Source organism: Pseudomonas fluorescens (assembly GCF_005938625.1).
GTDB classification, from domain to species: Bacteria; Pseudomonadota; Gammaproteobacteria; order Pseudomonadales; family Pseudomonadaceae; genus Aquipseudomonas; species Aquipseudomonas fluorescens_BD.
In genome coordinates, this window is the sequence record NZ_VCNJ01000004.1 from 65,403 (window position 1) to 85,748 (window position 20,346).

The window sequence follows — 20,346 nt, forward strand, 5'->3', positions numbered from 1 at the left end:
TTTTGATTTGCGCTAATTCGCCGCCTCCAACCAGACGGACGGTGCCTGCCCGAGGATCCGCCGGAACATCGTCGAGAACGCTGCCGGGCTTTCATAACCGAAGTCCAGCGCGATGCGCGTCACCGCTTCACCCGAGGCCAAACGTGCCAGCGCCAGGACCACGCAGGCGCGTTGACGCCATTGGCTGAAACTCAACCCGGTTTGTTGGCGAAACAGTCTGTTGAAGGTACGCAAGCTTATGTGTAATTGGTCAGCCCACTGCTGTGGCGATTGGTGGGCGTACGGCTGATGCAGAAAGTTCTGACATAGAGAGAGGAGTTTTCCGTCAGTCGGTAGCGGGATGTGCAAGGGCAGCGGCGCACTGCGCGTCAATTCATGCAGTAGCAGATCGATCAACACGCCGTCGCGTCCGACCAAGTCATAGGTCAGCGGTAACTCCACGGCTTCCATCAGCAAATGCCGCATCAACGGCGACACACTGATCACCTGACAGCGCTCCCCCAAATCCACTGCACCCGGTTCGATGTACAAGCTGCGCGTGCTGACCCCAAGCATCAACACCTCGTGCGCCACCCCCGGCGGAATCCACACCGCCCGCTGCGGCGGCACCACCCAGTTACCGTCATGGGTGCTGACCTGCATCACACCGGTCGCGCCGTACAACAATTGCGCTCGTCGATGCGTATGAAAAGGCAGCAAGTGGCCGTGGGAATAATCCGTACCGATCGCCACCACCGCGCGCGGCGTGTCATCCAGCAGATTGATCGAAACATTGCGCATCAGGCGTTTCCCAGTGGTTGGCGTAAACGCAAATATTATTGGCTGACTTGCTGAAGCAGGCCAAGCGCCGTCGCTCTATCGTCGACCGCTCTTCCACCACGGACGCCTCGACATGTTCTATTTACTGCTGACCCTCTTCGGCTGCCTGACCGGCATCACCGCCGTCCTGTTCGGCTTCGGCGGCGGCTTCGTCATCGTGCCGCTGCTGTATCGCCTGCTCACCGCCAGCCACGGCGCCGACGACCCGATCGGCCAGTCGGCGATGCACATCGCCGTCGCCACTTCGACCTGCGTGATGATCGTCAACGCCCTGATCGCCACCGACAAACACCGCCGCGCCGGCAACCTGATCCGTCATTACCTGTGGCCGTTGGGTGGGTTTATCGGCCTGGGTGCAATCGCGGGTGCAATGGCGGCGGTGTGGGTCAGCGGCGAAGTGATTCGCTACGCGTTCATCGGCTACCTCGGCGTGACCATCGTCGACTGCCTGCTGCGACGCGGCTTTCTCACGCAAAACGCAGACGTCATCCCACGCCGACTTGGCGCTACGGAAACTTCCGCAGGCGGTGTAGGCATCGGCGCCATCGCGACGTTTCTGGGTGTAGGAGGCAGCGTCATGACCGTGCCGCTGTTGCGCCGTTGTGGATTGAGCATGTCGCAAGCGACGTCCATGGCCAATCCGTTGAGTGTGCCGGTGGCAGTGGCCGGCACGCTGACATACATGGCGCTGGCCGGGTTTAGTCAGGCTGACCTGGGCGTGTGGTTTGTCGGGTATGTGGATCTGCTGGCGTTTGCGGTGCTGACGGTGGGGGCGCTCATCGGGATTCGATTGGCTGCGCCATGGATTGGGCGGATTCCGGATCGGGTGCATGCCTGGGTCTATATCGGGCTGCTGATTATTGTGCTGCTGTGCATTTCGCTTAAATGAACCATTGCCAGGTTACGGCGGAAGAAATCAAAATTGATAACCGAACGCTGTCCTCCAGCAATGACCAGAGAACCAGGATGTTGATCTTCAATTGCACCGAAGCCGCCAGTAAATTCTTCAGCCGTGTTCACAAAGGTAAAAAGATTACGCCGGTGGACAACAAACCGCCGTCGCCGGCCATCGAAGATGACGAAGCCTCCAGTTCCGTAGAGCAGTGGCTAGTCCATGCGATCACTGTGCAACGCAAGCATGTTTTGTTGGTTATCCATGTGAAAACCCGTTATTGCATGGTCTTCGCCAATGCGCAAAAGGCTGACACAGAAGGTTTCGTTGCCTGGTTTGCTGATCGTTGGCGTGAAGGATTGATCCGCGATGCGATCAATCACGGCCTTATGGATTGGGTCGATGGCGGCATCATGCCGGAGCGTATGGATCAAGTCTGTCGCGACTACAAGTTTTATCGGCGCAGCCATCGCAGTGCACAAAAACATATTGATGAAATCGCTTGGTATTTCCAGGGCAATGCAGCGGAGTGGGGCTGTTTACCACAGAGTGAGCGTGAAGAGATTGGTTTCGATGCCGCAATGAATGACACGCCCAGGAGTAGCAAAGGCCAGAAAGATACCTACTGGCCGAATGTTGAAATGGTCGCTCACTGGTTGCGTGAATATTGCGTTGTTGATGAGGCGGGTATCGAAAGTGCTTTGAAGCGTCGCCTGGAGGCATGGCGAGAGATCAGGGCTTTTCATTAAGCGCCAAAGTGCAGCCGAAATGTGCGGTTGCACTCGATTCTCTGGCTTGGCCTCGCCATAATCCGCCCCGACTTTCTCCGGGCCGGCGTGCAAACCCCAGGCGCGGCCTTCTCTTCTTTCAAGGATCGATCAATGCTCAAGGGACTGATGCGCCTGGCAACCTGCGCCGCTGTGCTGTTCTCGCTGCTATCCACCGCGCACGCCGAAGATAACCGGATGGTGTTCACCGGCACGTTGGGCAAAATGCCGATCGTGTTCGAAGTCGACACCAGCGACCCGGAGCAGGTCACCGGTCGCTACTTCTATGAGAAATTTCACCGCGATCTAGAGCTTAACGGCACCTATAAAAATGATGTCTTGCTGCTCACAGAGGGCAGTGATCGTATGGACCCGGACAAGCCATTACCGACCCTCAAACTGAAACCGATTGAGGCCGGCTGGAAGGGCGAATGGCAAAACGCTAAAGGCAAAAAACTGCCCGTACTGGTCACCGATACGGCACTCCCCGAAGTGCCGGCGAATGCTCTTCCCTACATCGCCAAGTTGCCCAAGACCGAGCCCTATGAATATCTGCGGCTTCAAGGACTGAAACTCAAACCCGGTAAACAGCAGGACTTCATGGGCTACTCCCTGCAATGGTGGGAAGAGCCTGATACCAAGATGTCCATGTTCAGCATCGAGTCCGGGATGCCAAAAGAAGATCTGCAACGGGTTAACCAGCAGTTGCTCGGGCGCTTGTGGGACGAGGCCATCAGTTATTACGGATGCCAGTTGCGAGGTCGCGGCTATGCCGAATTCCTCCAGGACGTTACTCCGACGTTTATCTCGCCCAGTGTCATCAGCCTGAACATTTCCACCAGCTACGATTGCGGCGGCGCGCACCCGGACTTCGGCGATTCCCCACTTAACATTGATGTGAAAACCGGCCATCCGCTGTCGCTCGAAGATGTGCTCTGGGTGGGCGAGGGTCAGCCAATCCTTCATGCTGATCGCTACCGAGGCGGTGACCAGCCGTTGACCGAGGCAGAAGACGCGGCGCGCTCAAAGTATCAACGCGAAGTCTTCGGGCCGTGGCTGATCAAACAACTCACCGCGTTGTACCCGGATGAAATGAAGAAACCGGTAGAGGGAGATGAAGACAGTTGCGACTTCACCAACGAAAACAACTGGGGCTATTCCAACTGGCACTTCACTGAAAAAGGTTTGTACCTGGGCGCGTACTTCGCCCGCGTCGAGCGAGCCTGCGATTCACCCGACTGGTCAGTCCTGCCGTACTCGCTGATCAAACAACACCCCGGCGCCGTCAAACTGCAACTGCCCCAAGGCTAACCGTCACTCCAGCCCCGGCGCTTCACGAATAATGAAGTGGTCCAGGTTCTCGATATTGGCATTGAAGACCTCGAAAGGCTTTTCGGGGTTCTTCTTGCCGGGCACCTGCTTCAACTCCGGCGTCACCCCATAGAAGAAACAGAACAACGCCTTGTCGCTTTCCACCGCGTGCTTGATCTCCTCCAGAAACGCCTTGCGCTTGCGGTAGTTGTCGATCAGCTTCTTGTTCAGATAAACACTGACCGGATACGGCTTCTTCTTACTGTCTTCGGGCTTCTTGAACCAGACCTTGTCCTCGAAATCGATACGAAAACTGGCACTGTGGAAGTCCTCGATCTTCTTGATCCGCCCCCAGTAAATCAGCCCCTTGTTGTCCGTCAGATACTCGATCTTCTTGAAGAACGAACTGTACGGCGCCGAATGCTCGCCGACCTTCAACGGCATCCGCTTAAGCAACTCCTTGTCGGCGAAGTTGGAAACAAAACACTCCACCGGATGCGCAAACACACTGGTCTTGTCCGGCGCCGATTCACGACCCGCCGACTCTTTACCACTCTCCGCCGTCACCCGCACCGGATCATCCCGCAACACATCCGCCGCCCCCGCTGGCGCGACAGGCTTGCGCACATACTCACGCCGGGTCAGTAACAACTCTGATGGGAAGTGTTCCTCACGGCCGTCATCCACCTCGCCACCCGCCGTCTCAACGCCAGACGCTGAAGCCTTCAAACTCACATACGGACAACCCGCCACATGCTGCGTAGTCGGCAGATTCTTGAAGTGCGGCGTGCGCACGTAATTCACATTCTTGGCGTTGAACGTACCCAACTCGTTGGAAGCCTCGAACGCCGAACGACAGGCATCGTTGGGGCACTGGAAGTGTTCCTTCGCCGAGTCAAACGCCACCGTCTCATCGAAATTGAGATCGCGAACGTCATAGATCGACAACTTGTCGTCGAGGCTGAGGCAGTAGGCGAGATCGAATTTCATGGTGGGGCTCGGGTCCTTGAGTGGGGGAGGGGTATTAATAGCGGGAGGCGGCGCGGGTTGCACTGATTGTTTTCAGGATGATGCGGGATTTGTGGGAGTCAGCCTGCTGGCGATTGGTGGTATCAACTCATTACCGAATCCAGACACCCGCCCGGCAGCAACACGTTTCAATTGTGGAGAGGGGATTTATCCCCGATGGGCAGCGGAGCTGCCCCAAGAACAGCAAATACGGTTAGTCAGATAAACCGCGATTATTCCTTCTCGAGTCTTCCAACGTTGTCATACAGCCAAGCAGTGAAAGCCTCTCTGTCGTCAGAATGGTGGCAGCGTCGATGACAGTTTGGGCACAGCGCTACGGTGTTGGTCTTGAAGTCCGTCCCGTTGTCCGACAAATGCTTAACGTGGTGAACCTCAAGGTAAGGTTCTCCATTCATTTCAAACGGACCTGGATGTCCACATCCCTCACAGACACCCTTGGCGTTGAACAGAATCCAATCTTTGACTTTAGATATGCGGGCGTAGGTTCTGGTTGTCCTGACGATTTGCTGAGGTATCTGCACACCCTCTGGCTCACTCACAAAATCACGTTGTTTTTCTCGTTGTACATTTCGAAGTGATGATTCTTCTTGCGTGGAAGGTGTACCCGAATCCAGCGTAATGAGGCCTTTCGATTCTAGGATTTTGATCAGGCGCGCGGTAATCCCTGAACCGAGATTCACCTTTGGTTTGTAGCTAGAGATCGTTTTCAGCCCAAGATCTTCGAACAAAGCGGTAATGTTCTGCAGTCGATAGTCAATCGACTTGGTGTTTCGCCCGGCGAGTACGCCATTCTGCAGACGCTTGTGCTCCAAGGACTTATTAAATTTTTGATCCTTTGGGTAGCGAGCCTGAATATCGAGATAGCCATCAACCGAAGCTTCAAGCTCCTCATCCGTCCAGCCACTATTTTCCTTTTCCGTATCCATAAAATCGCCGAGGGTTGAAAACCCTCGGACGATACTGAGTGGCCATTACGGCTGTCTAGGAAAATTCCTACAGAGATTTGCGACAGTTCTCGCAAGTGATCTCACAAGCAGCACCTAACTCATCAGATGCTTCGACGACTGAAATACCTCTGCAGCCTTCCTCCACCAAGACTTCGGGGCAGTCGCTCGCTGCTGTGTCTGACCCTGCACCAGATACGGCATATCTCGTAGCCGAATCCAGCTTTCATCCTGCCAATGCAACAGACTCACAGACATCTCAGGCCATTTCAAAAAACTCAGCAAAGGTAGATCTGAATTTGCTGAGGACGCAGCATCGCGTAAGGCCGGAACCACCTGATGGGTCAGCCATTCACGCAACAGCCGATTCCCTGGGACGTAGTGATACACCAACAGCGCATACACGCCTGACTCACTGAGCATCAGCTGCTTTTCAGGTTGCCGGTGATACTCAAGCCACAGAAAACGATGTTGATCCTTGTCCAGTTTGCTGACCATCCGATCACTGAGATGGACGCCCATCAACCGACCAATATCGCGTGCGCAAAACCATGGCTGGCCTTCAAGGAGGAGGGCGTGGAGAGAGTTTGTGCAGAGTGAAGACAGTCGAACTGTGAGGTTCAGACATGGCAGGCCTCCAATGCTGGAAGCGTGTAGATCATCTTGAGGTTGAAGCTGATTTCCTTCGTGCCGAAGGAGACATTTTTAGGCATATCCATTTACCTCTGTGTGATGTCAGCTTTCTTAAGGCTGGGTGCCGGGAGCTAAGAAACCCCACACAGAGGGCCGGACATATTCCCCTTTCGGGTCTTGTATTCGCCCACTCCCGGCATAACAGAGTTTTTGATGCGCACGGGGAAACCGTAGGCACAAAAAAGCCGCGACTGTCGGGTGCGGTGAGTCCGCTGTGTGAGGTGTTTCTTAGGCACCAGACAAAAGGGTAGGGGGTGGGGGATAGATGGTCAAGGCTAACCTCTGACGATTATTGTGTTTCAAAATAGAGCTTGGCCTGAGGCTCTCTGCTAGCATGAGTTCTGAATTCGAGCGTTGGCAGTACACGGTAGGTAGTGATAGTAATGAGAAATTATCGAGAGCTAAGTAAGATCTTTTCAACCAGTAATGTGGAAGAACTTGCTAGTGGGAATGTCGAGCATATTATTAATGTTGCGCACTCTTACACCGATTTTTTGTCTAAGGGCTTTACTCCTGCCGAGGTCTACGATGTTTGCTACAAGGATCTCAGTAGAAATTATAGGTTCGAGTATTTTTTTAAGAATGTTGTGGCTAATAAAATAGTTATTGGTCGTCATAGGCTTTCTACTGCCACTCTGCTATCCGAGTTTAGAGTAGGTAGTAATAAGGCTGATTGTGTTGTTTTGAACGGCAATAGTACTTGTTATGAAATAAAAACTGATCTTGATAATTTTTCCAGATTGAATGATCAGCTTGAGGCATATGCAAAGATTTTTGATAAGACGTTTGTAGTTGTTGCTGAAGGTCACAGGGAATATGCGCTGAACAATGTCGCTGATAATGTCGGGGTTATAGTTCTTACCGGTAGAAATACTCTGTCGGAAGTGCGTAGTGCGAGAATTGTTAGTAGTAAAATTGATCCTGAGGTTTTGGTTAGATCGTTACGCCGTTCAGAATATTTTTCAATTGCTTGCCAGATTGAAGATGCTCCGAAGGGGCTTTCAAATACAGAGGTTTTTAGTTGGTGTGAGTCTGTTTTTAAGAGGGCAGACGCGGCGTTGCTGAGATCCCTTTTTTGCAAGACTTTAAAGGAGTCGCGGCGAAAGAATCCGGATTTTTCGCTCGCCCTACCACGAACATTGTTAATGGCTAGCCTGAGCTTGAAGTTATCAAGCGCTAAAAAAAATAACCTCATGAGGGTGCTTCACTCTCCAATTTAAAGGGATGTTTGATGTATTTTCCAATATTAAAGGGTAAGCAAAATGAGTTGATTGCGTTGCGTGAGCTTTCAGAGGTGATCGACTCTCGATATATAAAGCCTGTTATTGAGCCTGTGAGGGAAAATATTGCTCCTTTGAAAAGGACGATAAAGAAGCTCGCTGAAAATGGAATAGTACCACTGGTCGTGATTAATCCTTCGTTAGGCGACTATCTCGGAGGTGAAATTTCGATTAGTCAGCTTTTAGAGACTGAGTATGGGCAATATTTGCCGTGTGTGAAAATAAAAAATCCTCAGGATCTCGCTGCAATTAGGCTTTTTCAGTCGTTCGAAGGTCGCGCTGCTGTATATCTGGAAAGTAGTATTGATAGAGCTCTGGTTGATGTGGTCAATGAGTCTATATTTACTCTTGTGAACCAAGCCAGAGTTAACGCGGTCGCGTTTTCACAACTTCGTAATAAAGTCGTATATGGTGATTTTTTCAAGAAAGAGGTTAAAAACTCTGATTATGCGGATGATTCTCTGTTTTCGGGGCTGCATACTGAGTATCGAAATATCGAAAATGCTGTAGGGTTTGGTGATTTCACTATTCTTAGTGAGGATTACTCTGAGTCGGGTGGCCCGGCATATGTTGTGGCGGTGCATTTGTCATATGTAAATCGAGATGAGTATGACGCAATGCACGTTCGGCATTTTTCTTCCTATGACGATCGCACACCTACCAACCCCGGAGGGAAGTTTATGGATGCGTTGAACAAACTTGTTCAATACGTTTCCGCTAATCCAGGAAAGTTTGTTAGGACGTCTGGTCTAGATGAATTCTTCTCTCTCCAAAATTCAAGGCATTTCCCCGGTTTGGGCAGCGTAAAAAAAATCTCAATAAAACATCATATCGAAACTACGTGTGATTATATACAGGGGCATTGAAAATGGCGAAGTGCTGTATTCATTGCTTTAATGATTCAGTTTTGATTGAGATGGCGTCAAGGGGGGAGGTTGCGAACTGCTCGTTTTGTGGTGCAGTTAGAGTGCCCACGATTAGCTCCGATACTCTGTTTTCTTCGGTTGAGTTGATTTTGTACGGCCTGGAAGTTTCTGAAGGTGGTGAGGATCTAACGTCGCTGCTTTACAATCAATTTGGTTTGCTTAATCCTGCAGTTGTCAAAGACGCTCAAAGGCTGGTGCGTGAAATTTTTGGAGAAGAGATCGCAGATTTAAAGTATGTATTTAAATTTGATGTCTCTTTGTACTCTAGTCAATGGTTGAGCTTCAAGGAAGAACTGAAACATAAGAATAGATTTTTTCCCCGTAGTGCATTGATTTCTCAGGTACTGAACCCGTCGTCAAGCAACTCAAGCTTTGGAGTTTTTCTGGCGCTGCTTGAGCAGTTAAAGGCTCCTTTCGAAAGGGGGGAGCTACTTTACAGAGCTAGAATATCTGAAAGCGCTCTAACCGCTGAAAAAATGGGAGCCCCGCCTCCGATGGTGGCTTCTGGGGGGCGAGCCAACCCAATTGGAATACCCTATTTATACCTCGCGCAAAATTTAGAAACTTGTGTTGCAGAGGTTAGGCCGAATAATGCTAGCTCTATATATGTATCTGAATTTGTGGCTGTTAGGGATTTAAACCTTCTTAGCCTTACTGATCCTAGATGTGACTCTTCAGTATTAAAATTTGAAGAGCAGCAAATGCAGGATGTTCTGTGTTTTTTAGATTTGTTGGAGCGTTTCTCATTGGAACTGTCCAAGCCAATATTGCCTGATAAATCTCATATAGAGTACATACCGACTCAGTATATGTGTGAGTTCGTTAAGTCGGTTGCAAACTATGATGGCATTGTCTTTAATAGTTCTTTTGGGCAAGGCCGAAATTACGTCATATTTGACAGTGATACATTCTTAGCTAAGGAGCCCTATCGGGGGCAAGTAGTTAGTACTCGCCATGATTTTTTAGCTGATCCTGTGTGATTACTAATCATTAGTTATATGATTGTGTGAGTCATAAAGTTGCCGATATAAAAAAAGCCCCGATATTTCGGGGCTTTTTTTATATTGGGTTATGCAGAGTAATCAATCCCAGCTCAACGCACCACCAGTCTGATACTCAATAACCCGCGTCTCAAAGAAATTCTTCTCTTTCTTCAAGTCCATAATCTCGCTCATCCAAGGGAACGGGTTAGTCGTCCCTGGATACTCTTCCTTCAAACCAATCTGCGACAAACGACGGTTAGCGATGAACTTCAGATAGTCCTCCATCATCGCCGCGTTCATGCCCAGTACGCCGCGAGGCATGGTGTCACGCGCGTATTCGATCTCCAGCTGCGTACCCTGCAGAATCATCTGGGTCGCTTCTTCCTTCATTTCGGCATCCCACAGGTGTGGGTTTTCGATTTTGATCTGGTTGATCACGTCGATGCCGAAGTTCAGGTGCATCGATTCGTCGCGCAGGATGTACTGGAACTGCTCGGCGACGCCGGTCATTTTGTTGCGGCGGCCCATGGAGAGGATTTGGGTGAAGCCGCAGTAGAAGAAGATGCCTTCCAGAACGCAGTAGTAGGCGATCAGGTTGCGCAGCAGCTCTTTGTCAGTGTCCGGGGTGCCGGTTTCGAACTTCGGATCGGAGATCGAACGGGTGTATTTCAGGCCCCAGGCCGCTTTTTTCGCGACCGATGGGATCTCGTGGTACATGTTGAAGATTTCGCCTTCATCCATGGCCAGCGATTCGATGCAGTACTGGTAGGCGTGGGTGTGGATCGCTTCTTCGAAAGCCTGGCGCAGGATGTACTGGCGGCATTCCGGGTTGGTGATCAGGCGGTACACGGCCAGTACCAGGTTGTTGGCAACCAGGGAGTCGGCGGTGGAGAAGAAGCCGAGGTTGCGCATGACGATGCGGCGCTCGTCGTCGGTCAGGCCTTCCGGATCTTTCCAGAGGGCGATGTCGGCGGTCATGTTGACTTCTTGCGGCATCCAGTGGTTTGCGCAACCGTCCAGATACTTCTGCCAGGCCCAGTCGTACTTGAATGGCACGAGTTGGTTGAGGTCGGCGCGGCAGTTGATCATGCGCTTTTCGTCAACGGCGACACGGGCGGAGGCGCCTTCGAGTTCGGCGAGGCCTTCGGCGACGTCGAGGGAGTTCAGTGCAGCCTTGGCGCGGGCAACAGCGGCCGAGTCGTCGGCGGTCACGGCGCGAGCTTCGATCGCGGCGGCACCGCCAGCGTTGTCGAGGCGGTCCATGTTGGCTTCAGTAGCGTGGCCGGCGTTGGCGCCTTTCACGGTTGCTACTTCACTGTCTTCTTTGTCGAATTCGTCCCAGCTCAGCATGACGTGTCGTCTCCTGCGTGAGGGCCTGTCGCCCGTGTGAAACCTGATTGGTTGGTTTTTCACACGGTCGTACAGACCGCGTTGGATCTTAAGGAATCGTTTTTTGCAGCAGCTAAGGCAGGCAATAAAACAGAATTTTGTACGGGTTTCCGAGAGCCTCTGACGGGCGCAGATCACGTTGAACGCGACTGCGGGGCTTCAGAATGGCTTTTGATCCCTGTAAGGGAATATTGCTGACCCGATTAGGGCGGCATTATAGGGAAAAAAACACGCGCGTGGGGGGAGGCGAATCAGCACAGGGCGGTCGATCAGGAGGGGTATTTCAGTCGGAGCGAGGGTTTACAGGGCTTTCGCGGATGTTGGCTCGTTAGATTTTTTTTTGATTAATTTTTTCGCCGGGCTTTGGTTGCTCAAGAAATGAGCAAAAAACCGCGTTTTTCACTATATCTTGTGTTTTGCAACCCTTTTCAACGACTCCAGACACAACTGAGCCCGACCGAAGTCGGGCTGGAATCGACCCTCAATGAAGCGCTGAGAGATCCAATTCGGTGCAGTCTGCAATCATTAATTGGTGCAACCGTTACCCATCACGCTGTAGCGCAGGATGTGACGCTGACCTTTGGAGTCGTCGTACTCCATTTTTGCCGGTACTACTTCGCAGACGTTGGGAATTTCACTCATCGATACGACGTTGGCGATGTCCAGGTGAGTGGAGTAAGTGTATTCCTCGATAACCGGTTGTTGCTGGGCGACATCAGTCGGGACCTCATCTGCCATGGCGGTTGCGCACAGACTGCTGAGGGCCAGAACCAATAAAGCTTTCATTTCAATTTTACCTTTTTGAGGTCGAGTGGGGTCACGCAACCTTTATGGGGTTGCGTGTGTAACTTCATCGTTTGCAGTTATTACTTGAGAGCTGGATTAACGGCCTTCGTGGGGGCTGTAACGTTGTTAATCGCGTTTGCCTTGTCGGCGAGGTGAATTCTAGGGAGGTAGGGCGGGGGTAAACAGAGCGGGTTTTGATAAACACCTTTGGCAGATTTGGTAACAATCCCCGAAATCACCCCAATCCTCATGTAGGAGCTGCCGGAGGCTGCGATCTTTTGATCTGGACGTTTAAAGGCAAGATCAAAAGATCGCAGCCTTCGGCAGCTCCTACAGGGGGTGTGTGGGTGGGCGAGGGCTTGTTACTACCATCGTCGAATGGTTCTATGGCCCCCGCCCCGTTACAACAGGGTCATACAAAAACAACTATTACACCGAGGTAGGAAAGATGAGTGCGGCTTCTCTGTATCCCGTTCGTCCCGAGGTTCTGGCTAACACGCTGACTGACGAGGCGACCTACAAAGCCATGTACCAGCAGTCGGTCGTCAATCCTGACGGCTTCTGGCGCGAGCAAGCTCAGCGTCTCGACTGGATCAAGCCTTTCACCACGGTGAAACAGACGTCGTTCGACGATCACCATGTCGACATCAAGTGGTTTGCCGACGGCACCCTGAACGTTTCCTACAACTGCCTCGACCGTCATCTGGCCGAGCGCGGCGATCAAGTCGCGATCATCTGGGAAGGCGACGATCCTTCCGAGAGCCGCAACATCACCTACCGCGAACTGCATGAACAAGTGTGCAAACTGGCCAACGCCCTGCGTGGTCAGGACGTGCACCGCGGTGACGTGGTGACCATTTATATGCCGATGATTCCCGAAGCCGTGGTCGCCATGCTGGCCTGCACCCGCATCGGCGCGATTCACTCGGTGGTGTTTGGCGGTTTCTCGCCGGAAGCCCTGGCCGGTCGCATCATCGACTGCAAATCGAAAGTGGTGATCACCGCTGACGAGGGTATTCGCGCCGGCAAGAAGATTTCCCTCAAGGCCAACGTCGACGACGCGCTGACCAACCCGGAAACCAGCAGCATCCAGAAAGTCATCGTCTGCAAGCGCACCGGTGGCGACATCAAGTGGAACCAGCATCGCGACATCTGGTACGAAGACCTGATGAAAGTGGCGGGCACTGTCTGCGCGCCGAAAGAGATGGGCGCGGAAGAAGCGCTGTTCATCCTTTATACCTCCGGCTCGACCGGCAAGCCGAAAGGCGTGCAGCACACCACTGGTGGTTATTTGCTGTATGCGGCGATGACTCACGAGCGCGTGTTCGACTACCGTCCGGGCGAAGTCTACTGGTGCACCGCCGACGTCGGCTGGGTCACCGGCCACAGCTACATCGTCTATGGCCCGCTGGCCAATGGCGCGACCACGCTGCTGTTCGAAGGCGTGCCGAACTACCCGGACATCACCCGGGTGGCGAAGATCGTCGATAAGCACAAGGTCAACATCCTCTACACAGCACCGACCGCGATTCGCGCGATGATGGCTTCGGGTCAGGCCGCCGTTGAAGGCGCGGATGGCAGCAGCCTGCGTCTGCTCGGTTCCGTGGGTGAGCCAATCAACCCGGAAGCGTGGGACTGGTACTACAAGAATGTCGGCAAGTCGCGTTGCCCGATCGTCGATACCTGGTGGCAGACCGAAACCGGCGGCAACATGATGAGCCCGTTGCCGGGTGCTCACGCGCTGAAACCGGGTTCGGCGGCGCGTCCGTTCTTCGGTGTGGTGCCGGCGCTGGTCGACAACCTCGGTAACATTATCGAGGGCGAGGCTGAAGGCAATCTGGTGATTCTCGATTCGTGGCCGGGTCAGGCGCGCACGTTGTATGGCGACCACGACCGTTTCGTTGATACCTACTTCAAGACGTTCCGTGGCATGTACTTCACCGGTGACGGTGCGCGTCGTGATGCCGATGGTTACTACTGGATTACTGGGCGTGTCGATGATGTGCTCAACGTGTCTGGTCACCGTATGGGCACGGCGGAGATCGAGAGCGCGATGGTTGCGCATCCGAAAGTCGCCGAGGCGGCGGTGGTCGGGGTTCCGCATGACATCAAGGGGCAGGGCATTTATGTCTATGTCACGTTGAAGAATGGCGAGGAGCCGACCGAGCAATTGCGTCTGGAGCTGAAGAACTGGGTGCGCAAGGAGATCGGGCCGATTGCTTCGCCGGACGTGATCCAGTGGGCGCCAGGGCTGCCGAAGACGCGTTCGGGCAAGATCATGCGCCGCATTCTGCGCAAGATTGCTACCGCGGAATATGACGGGTTGGGGGATATCTCGACGCTGGCGGATCCGGGTGTGGTGCAGCATTTGATTGATACGCACAAGACCATGAATGTTGCTTAAGCAATGATTCACAGAAGCCCTGTCCGGTTTGCCGGGCGGGGCTTTTTTGTGTCTGGAGGTTTTGTGGTGGCTGGGCTGGCCTCTTCGCGAGCAAGCTCGCTCCCACAGTTTGACCGAGTACCTTCAGACGAAATGCAGATCTCTGTGGGAGCGAGCTTGCTCGCGAAGGCAATTTGTCAGACGCCGGTGTAGTCCCTCGTCGGAGCGCGGTCTCACCCAACCAATAATTATCGATCTCCCCCGTAAGACATTTCCCGCTGTTACCCGCCGCCTTCCACGTAACCGAATGTGTAACCGCCCGCCCCGGAGCGGGGCAAAGGGAAACGCATCGCCCCGTTCTAGAGCCTCAAAAGCCCCGGTGAAAAATAAGACACAACGCTGCGCTTGCCGGATTAGAAGGGTTTGCGAATAATAGGCCCGCAATTTGCAGCATAGATCGGTTCACTGTCTTTCGCTCTTGCATGAAATTGCAGGGCTGTCAATGTGCCAAAGTCGCTTTCTCTGTGCATCTGTAATTAGTTGTCGCATTGAAGAAATATCGGCTTCCGGCCTGTCGTTAGAATGCCGATCACTCGCTCATCGTGGCTGACGTTGAAACCTCCTTCGGTTTCAATGGGAAATTTCCCACCGGTGCAGCAACCGATTTCCCGATTCACCCATTCGCATATTGGGCTGTCGCTCACTCTGCCGTTTTTGCCCTTTACCGATGGAGTCCCAAGATGAAGAAACTTGTGCTGCTTGGCGCCCTGGCACTGTCCGTGCTGTCGATGAACGCCTTCGCTGACGAAAAACCTCTGAAGATCGGTATCGAAGCGGCTTACCCTCCGTTCGCTTCGAAAGCACCGGATGGCAGCATCGTCGGTTTCGACTACGACATCGGCAACGCTCTGTGCGAGCAGATGCAGGTCAAGTGTGTGTGGGTCGAGCAAGAGTTCGACGGTCTGATCCCGGCACTGAAAGTGCGCAAGATCGACGCCATTCTGTCGTCGATGTCGATCACTGAAGACCGCAAGAAGTCGGTCGACTTCACCAACAAGTACTACAACACCCCGGCACGTCTGGTGATGAAGGCCGGTACTCAGGTCAGCGAAGGTCTGGCTGAGCTGAAGGGCAAGAACATCGGCGTGCAACGTGGCTCGATCCACGAGCGTTTCGCCCGCGAAGTCCTCGCGCCACTGGGTGCCGAGATCAAGCCGTACGGCTCGCAGAACGAAATCTACCTCGACGTGGCCGCCGGTCGTCTCGACGGTACCGTGGCTGACGCTACCCTGCTGCAAGACGGCTTCCTCAACACCGACGCTGGCAAAGGCTTCGCGTTCGCAGGCCCGGCGTTTACCGACGTCAAATACTTCGGCGACGGCGTAGGCATCGCGGTACGTAAGGGCGACGCCCTGAAAGACAAGATCAACGCTGCCATCGCGGCCATCCGCGAAAACGGCAAATACAAAGCAATCCAGGACAAGTACTTCGCCTTCGATATCTACGGCAAGTAAGACGTCTCTGCGACAAGTCCGAAATGGCGCAAGCAACAGGATCTCTGCGGTTTGCGCCATTTTTTCATCCCAACTTTCGAGGACCTGAATCATGTTGAAAGGCTACGGGGCTGTCATCCTCGATGGCGCATGGCTGACGCTTCAGCTCGCCTTGTCGTCCATGGCTCTGGCCATCGTTCTCGGGCTGATCGGTGTCGCGTTGCGCCTGTCGCCGGTGCGCTGGCTGGCCTGGCTGGGCGATCTGTATTCCACGGTGATCCGCGGGATTCCCGATCTGGTGCTGATCCTGCTGATCTTCTACGGCGGTCAGGACTTGCTCAACCGCGTGGCACCGATGCTCGGCTATGACGACTACATCGATCTGAATCCGCTGGCCGCCGGTATCGGCACCCTCGGTTTCATCTTCGGTGCGTACCTGTCGGAAACCTTCCGTGGCGCGTTCATGGCCATTCCCAAAGGTCAGGCCGAAGCGGGCATGGCGTACGGCATGAGCAGTTTTCAGGTGTTCTTCCGGGTGATGGTGCCGCAGATGATTCGCCTGGCGATTCCGGGCTTCACCAACAACTGGCTGGTACTGACCAAGGCCACCGCGCTGATTTCCGTGGTCGGTCTGCAAGACATGATGTTCAAGGCCAAGCAGGCGGCAGATGCCACCCGCGAGCCTTTCACCTTCTTCCTCGCAGTGGCGGCGATGTATCTGGTGATCACCAGTGTTTCGTTGCTGATCCTGCGTCAACTTGAGAAGCGCTACTCGGTAGGCGTAAGGGCGGCTGATCTATGATCTTCGACTACAACGTCATTTGGGAGGCCATGCCGCTGTACCTCGGCGGCCTGCTGACCACCCTCAAACTGCTCGCGCTGTCGCTGTTTTTCGGTCTGCTCGCGGCCCTGCCGCTGGGGCTGATGCGCGTCTCGAAGAACCCGGTCGTCAACGGTGCGGCGTGGCTTTACACCTACGTGATCCGTGGCACGCCGATGCTGGTGCAGCTGTTCCTGATCTACTACGGTCTGGCGCAGTTCGAAGCGGTCCGCGAAAGCTTCTTGTGGCCATGGCTGTCCAGCGCAACGTTCTGTGCGTGCCTGGCCTTCGCGGTCAACACCAGCGCCTACACCGCGGAAATCATCGCCGGCAGCCTCAAGGCCACGCCGAACGGTGAGATCGAAGCGGCGAAAGCCATGGGCATGTCGCGCTTCAAACTGTACAAGCGCATCCTGCTGCCATCGGCCCTGCGCCGGGCACTGCCGCAGTACAGCAACGAAGTGATCATGATGTTGCAGACCACCAGTCTGGCCTCCATCGTCACCTTGATCGACATCACCGGCGCGGCACGTACCGTCAACGCGCAGTTCTATCTGCCGTTCGAGGCGTACATCACCGCTGGCGTGTTCTACCTGTGCCTGACGTTCATTCTGGTCAAACTGTTCAAACTGGCCGAGCGTCGCTGGTTGAGCTACCTGGCCCCGCGGAAGCACTGATATGGAACGCATCGACCACTTATTGCCGTGGAGCCATCTGGGCAGCGAGCGCAAGATTTCGGTGTTCCGTTTCGGACGCGGCGAGCGCAAGGCCTACATTCAGGCCAGCCTGCACGCTGATGAATTGCCGGGCATGCGCACCGCCTGGGAGCTGAAAAAGCGCCTCGGCGAACTCGAAGCCAAAGGCTTGCTCAACGGTGTCATCGAGTTAGTGCCGGTCGCCAACCCGTTGGGTCTTGGGCAGTTGCTGCAAGGCAATCACCAGGGCCGTTTCGAGGCCGGCAGCGGCAAGAATTTCAACCGTGATTTCGTTGAGCTGAGCGCGCCGGTTGCGGCCGCTTTGGCTGAAAGCCTCGGTGATGATCCGCACGCCAATGTGCGCCTGATTCGTCAGGCCATGGCCGACCACTTGGCCGCATTGCCGGAGGCGAGCAGCCAGTTGCAAGGCATGCAGCGCGTATTGCTCAGCCATGCCTGCACTGCCGATGTGGTGCTCGATCTGCACTGCGATGCTGAAGCTGCGCTGCACATGTATGCGTTGCCGCAACACTGGCCGCAGTGGCGCTCGCTGGCCGCGCACCTGAATGTGAAGGTCGGATTGCTCGCGGAAGATTCCGGCGGCAGCTCGTTTGACGAGGCGTGCTCGTTGCCGTGGCTGCGACTGTCGCGGCAGTTCCCCGATGCGCAGATTCCGCTGGCGTGTCTGGCGACGACCATTGAGCTGGGCGGTCAGGCCGACACCGGTCGCGCCGAGGCCGAGGCGTATGCTGAAGGCATTCTCGCGTTCCTCGCCGAGCAAGGCCTGATCACTGGCGAGTGGCCGCACCCGGCGCACGAAGCCTGTGAAGGCATGCCGTTCGAAGGCACTGAATTGCTGCTCGCACCGCACCCTGGCGTGGTGAGTTTTCTGCGCAAGCCCGGCGAATGGGTCGAGGCGGGCGACGAGATTTTTGAAGTGATTGATCCTGTGTCCGATCGGGTCAGCACGGTGTGTGCTGGTACCTCCGGGGTGCTGTTTGCCATTGAACGGCTGCGTTATGCCCAACCCGGTTTCTGGCTGGCCAAGGTGGCGGGGCGCGAAGCGCTGCGTCACGGGCGCTTGCTCAACGACTGACTGACTGTTTTTGTGAGAACCGACCGCATGTACAAACTTGAAGTCCAAGACCTGCATAAACGCTATGGCAGTCACGAAGTGCTCAAGGGCGTGTCCCTGAAAGCGGCAGCCGGCGATGTGATCAGCATCATCGGCTCCAGTGGCTCCGGCAAAAGTACTTTCCTGCGCTGCATCAACCTGCTCGAGCAGCCGCACGCGGGCAAGATCCTGCTCAACAACGAAGAGCTGAAGCTGGTGGCGAACAAGGACGGCGCGCTGAAAGCCGCTGATCCGAAACAGCTGCAACGCATGCGTTCGCGCCTGTCGATGGTGTTCCAGCATTTCAACCTGTGGTCGCACATGACCGCGCTGGAAAACATCATGGAAGCGCCGGTGCATGTACTCGGCGTGTCCAAGGCCGAAGCCCGCGAGAAAGCCGAGCATTACTTGAACAAGGTCGGCGTGGCCCATCGTAAAGACGCCTTCCCTGGGCACATGTCCGGTGGCGAACAGCAGCGTGTGGCGATTGCCCGTGCGCTGGCGATGGAGCCGGAAGTGATGCTGTTCGACGAACCGACTTCGGCCCTCGACCCGGAGCTGGTGGGCGACGTGCTGAAAGTCATGCAAGCGTTGGCGCAGGAAGGTCGCACCATGGTTGTGGTTACGCACGAAATGGGTTTTGCCCGTGAAGTGTCGAACCAGTTGGTGTTCCTGCACAAAGGTGTTGTTGAAGAGAGCGGCAACCCGCGTGAAGTGCTGGTCAATCCGCAATCGGAACGTTTGCAACAATTCCTCTCGGGCAGCCTCAAGTAATCGCTGCCGTTATGCACCAGATTAGGTCATGCTTCGCGACCTAGAGGCTGGCCGAAATTCCCTGTAGGAGCTGCCGCAGGCTGCGATCTTTTGACTTTGCTTTTAAGATCAAAAGATCGCAGCCTCGTTTCACTCGACAGCTCCTACAGTTGACCGGTGTTGGTCTCAAGATTTGTGTTCATTTACGGGCTAGCATTGGCCCATGCCTTCATCACTGTTCCTCGTTTCGGATTGCCCGCCCATGACTGCCCATCGAATTGGTTTCCTGATTTGGCCCAGCACTAAAGCGTTGACGCTGGCGCTGGCGGAGGAAGCCTTGCGTGTTGCTCAGCGTGTGCACCCGGACGTGGTTTACGAACTGTCGTTCCTGCAGGCCGAAGCCGTTACAGGAACCGGGACCGAAGGCGCCTGGCAATTGCCCGGCGAAGCCTGGACCGGCAAACTCGAAAACTTTCAGAAACTGTTCCTGCTCGCTGACGAACCGCCGACCACGTTGGCCCCGGCGCTCAGCAGTGCGCTCAAGCAACTGGTGCGTGCCGGTACGGTCATCGGCGGCTTGTCCGCCGGTGTGTACCCGTTGGCGCAACTCGGTCTGCTCGACGGTTATCGCGCTGCCGTGCACTGGCGCTGGCAGGACGATTTCGCCGAGCGCTTCCCGAAAGTCATCGCCACCAGTCATCTGTTCGACTGGGACCGCGATCGCCTGACCGCGTGCGGCGGCATGTCGGTGCTCGATCTGTTGCTGGCGGTACTCGCCCGTGATCACGGTGCGGAACTGGCCGGTGCAGTTTCGGAAGAGCTGGTGGTCGAACGCATCCGCGAGGGCGGCGAGCGTCAGCGCATCCCGTTGCAGAACCGTCTCGGTTCCAGCCATCCGAAGCTCACCCAGGCGGTGTTGCTGATGGAAGCCAACATCGAAGAACCGCTGACCACCGACGAAATCGCCCAGCACGTGTGCGTGTCCCGTCGTCAACTGGAGCGGATTTTCAAGCAATACCTCAACCGTGTGCCGAGCCAGTACTATCTGGAACTGCGCCTGAACAAGGCCCGGCAGATGTTGATGCAGACCAGCAAGTCGATCATCCAGATCGGCCTCTCGTGTGGCTTCTCCTCGGGGCCACATTTCTCCAGCGCCTATCGCAACTTCTTCGGTGCCACGCCGCGGGAAGATCGTAACCAGCGGCGCAGCAGCAGCCCGTTCGAATTGTCGTCAGTGCCGCCCGAGCGTGGCTAAGTCACGGAGCGTCG

At 54.8% G+C, this 20,346-nt stretch carries 18 protein-coding genes and 1 pseudogene; 13 read left to right on the top strand and 6 right to left on the bottom strand.

Translation table 11 applies throughout. The annotated features are described in order from the left end of the window. Positions 1–12 precede the first annotated feature (12 nt). Positions 13–780, bottom strand: a complete 768-nt coding sequence (locus FGA82_RS04485) for an AraC family transcriptional regulator (RefSeq protein WP_141126171.1) — start codon at positions 778–780, stop codon at positions 13–15. Positions 781–892: 112 nt separating this feature from the next. Between FGA82_RS04485 and FGA82_RS04490 the strand changes: the two genes are divergently transcribed. From FGA82_RS04490 to FGA82_RS04500, 3 genes are all read left to right on the top strand, one after another. After that, positions 893–1,708, top strand: coding sequence for a sulfite exporter TauE/SafE family protein (locus tag FGA82_RS04490; protein WP_141126172.1), 816 nt, complete (start codon positions 893–895; stop codon positions 1,706–1,708). Positions 1,709–1,785: 77 nt separating this feature from the next. Then, positions 1,786–2,460: a DUF6933 domain-containing protein gene (locus FGA82_RS04495; RefSeq protein WP_141126173.1), complete on the top strand. Its 675-nt coding sequence runs from the start codon at positions 1,786–1,788 to the stop codon at positions 2,458–2,460. Between the two features lie 132 nt (positions 2,461–2,592). Next, positions 2,593–3,789: a hypothetical protein gene (locus FGA82_RS04500; protein ID WP_141126174.1), complete on the top strand. Its 1,197-nt coding sequence runs from the start codon at positions 2,593–2,595 to the stop codon at positions 3,787–3,789. A gap of 3 nt (positions 3,790–3,792) precedes the next feature. Here the strand turns inward: FGA82_RS04500 and FGA82_RS04505 are convergent, their stop codons facing one another. The 3 genes and pseudogenes from FGA82_RS04505 to FGA82_RS04515 form a co-directional block, all read right to left on the bottom strand. Then, positions 3,793–4,779 carry a hypothetical protein gene (locus tag FGA82_RS04505; RefSeq protein WP_141126175.1) on the bottom strand — a complete coding sequence of 329 codons (987 nt, stop codon included), beginning with the start codon at positions 4,777–4,779 and terminating at the stop codon, positions 3,793–3,795. Positions 4,780–5,030: 251 nt separating this feature from the next. Beyond that, positions 5,031–5,744 carry an HNH endonuclease gene (locus FGA82_RS04510; RefSeq protein ID WP_141126176.1) on the bottom strand — a complete coding sequence of 238 codons (714 nt, stop codon included), beginning with the start codon at positions 5,742–5,744 and terminating at the stop codon, positions 5,031–5,033. Positions 5,745–5,858: 114 nt separating this feature from the next. Next, positions 5,859–6,390: pseudogene (locus tag FGA82_RS04515) on the bottom strand (BRO-N domain-containing protein). Positions 6,391–6,838: 448 nt separating this feature from the next. Here FGA82_RS04515 and FGA82_RS04520 point away from each other — a divergent pair. From FGA82_RS04520 to FGA82_RS04530, 3 genes are all read left to right on the top strand, one after another. Then, entirely contained in the window at positions 6,839–7,675 is an 837-nt protein-coding gene (locus tag FGA82_RS04520; RefSeq protein WP_141126178.1) for a sce7726 family protein, read from the top strand. Positions 7,676–7,686: 11 nt separating this feature from the next. Beyond that, positions 7,687–8,601, top strand: coding sequence for a sce7725 family protein (locus FGA82_RS04525; protein ID WP_141126179.1), 915 nt, complete (start codon positions 7,687–7,689; stop codon positions 8,599–8,601). Between the two features lie 101 nt (positions 8,602–8,702). Then, complete coding sequence (locus FGA82_RS04530; protein WP_171057238.1) at positions 8,703–9,641, top strand: RES family NAD+ phosphorylase; 939 nt, start codon at positions 8,703–8,705, stop codon at positions 9,639–9,641. Between the two features lie 102 nt (positions 9,642–9,743). Here the strand turns inward: FGA82_RS04530 and FGA82_RS04535 are convergent, their stop codons facing one another. Together FGA82_RS04535 and FGA82_RS04540 are read right to left on the bottom strand one after the other, a co-directional pair. After that, positions 9,744–10,994, bottom strand: coding sequence for a ribonucleotide-diphosphate reductase subunit beta (locus FGA82_RS04535; RefSeq protein WP_008084848.1), 1,251 nt, complete (start codon positions 10,992–10,994; stop codon positions 9,744–9,746). A 564-nt stretch (positions 10,995–11,558) separates the two neighbouring features. Beyond that, on the bottom strand, positions 11,559–11,819 hold the full coding sequence (locus FGA82_RS04540) for a DUF2790 domain-containing protein (RefSeq protein ID WP_008084846.1): 261 nt from the start codon (positions 11,817–11,819) through the stop codon (positions 11,559–11,561). 448 nt (positions 11,820–12,267) lie between these two features. Here FGA82_RS04540 and acs point away from each other — a divergent pair, with 448 nt between their 5' ends. The 7 genes from acs to argR all read left to right on the top strand — a co-directional run bounded on the left by acs (position 12,268) and on the right by argR (position 20,332). Beyond that, complete coding sequence (gene acs, locus FGA82_RS04545; RefSeq protein WP_034153332.1) at positions 12,268–14,223, top strand: acetate--CoA ligase; 1,956 nt, start codon at positions 12,268–12,270, stop codon at positions 14,221–14,223. 719 nt (positions 14,224–14,942) lie between these two features. Next, a complete protein-coding gene (locus FGA82_RS04555) occupies positions 14,943–15,716 on the top strand; it encodes an ABC transporter substrate-binding protein (protein WP_038366516.1) in 774 nt (257 codons plus the stop codon). Between the two features lie 91 nt (positions 15,717–15,807). Next, a complete protein-coding gene (locus FGA82_RS04560; protein WP_007912702.1) occupies positions 15,808–16,497 on the top strand; it encodes an ABC transporter permease in 690 nt (229 codons plus the stop codon). Beyond that, entirely contained in the window at positions 16,494–17,192 is a 699-nt protein-coding gene (locus tag FGA82_RS04565; RefSeq protein ID WP_007912703.1) for an ABC transporter permease, read from the top strand. Before FGA82_RS04560 ends, FGA82_RS04565 begins: the two co-directional genes overlap by 4 nt. A 1-nt stretch (position 17,193) precedes the next feature. After that, entirely contained in the window at positions 17,194–18,306 is a 1,113-nt protein-coding gene (locus tag FGA82_RS04570; protein ID WP_141126182.1) for a M14 family metallopeptidase, read from the top strand. Between the two features lie 27 nt (positions 18,307–18,333). Continuing rightward, on the top strand, positions 18,334–19,098 hold the full coding sequence (locus tag FGA82_RS04575) for an ABC transporter ATP-binding protein (RefSeq protein WP_003227281.1): 765 nt from the start codon (positions 18,334–18,336) through the stop codon (positions 19,096–19,098). A gap of 241 nt (positions 19,099–19,339) precedes the next feature. Beyond that, positions 19,340–20,332, top strand: a complete 993-nt coding sequence (gene argR, locus FGA82_RS04580) for a transcriptional regulator ArgR (RefSeq protein ID WP_171057239.1) — start codon at positions 19,340–19,342, stop codon at positions 20,330–20,332. The last annotated feature ends 14 nt before the right edge of the window (positions 20,333–20,346 follow it).